Origin of the sequence: Pseudomonas koreensis (genome assembly GCF_036668835.1) — a bacterium.
Taxonomy (GTDB): domain Bacteria; phylum Pseudomonadota; class Gammaproteobacteria; order Pseudomonadales; family Pseudomonadaceae; genus Aquipseudomonas; species Aquipseudomonas koreensis_I.
Window position 1 is genome coordinate 1 of the sequence record NZ_JAZEVW010000042.1, and the last position, 403, is coordinate 403.

1 protein-coding gene is annotated in these 403 nt (G+C 72.2%); it reads left to right on the top strand.

Annotated features, from left to right (window positions below; all coding sequences use genetic code 11):
• Positions 1-336 (top strand): hypothetical protein (locus V6F91_RS27215; RefSeq protein ID WP_332769944.1); only part of this gene is annotated, 336 nt, incomplete at its 5' end.
• Positions 337-403: the final 67 nt, after the last annotated feature.

The following is a 403-nucleotide window of genomic DNA, read 5'->3' on the forward strand; positions in this document are numbered from 1 at the left end:
CCGGCGAACGAACGCGCGGGCCGGCTCAAGGCAGCGCGGATCACCATCGCCCGCGCCAACCGCGCCGACAGCGAAAGCCCGCTGCCGCTCCTGGCCTATTATCGCAGCTTCGCCGCCGCCGGCGAAACCGCGCCCGACATGGCGGTCGAAGGCCTGATGAAAGCGGTCGACACGGTTCCCGCCGCGCCAGGCCCCAGGCTGTTGCTGGGCGAGGCGCTTGCGAAGCGCGGCAATGCCGCGGCGGCGCGCAACGCGCTGATCCCGGTGGCCAACGGCCCGTATGAGACGCCCGAAGCGGCACCGGCCCGCACGCTGCTATCCGGGCTCGCGCAATAGGAAAGGGCCGGGCGCCAAGCCCCCGGCCCTTCGCCATGCTGGTCGTCAGAAACCGGCCGAGTAGGTG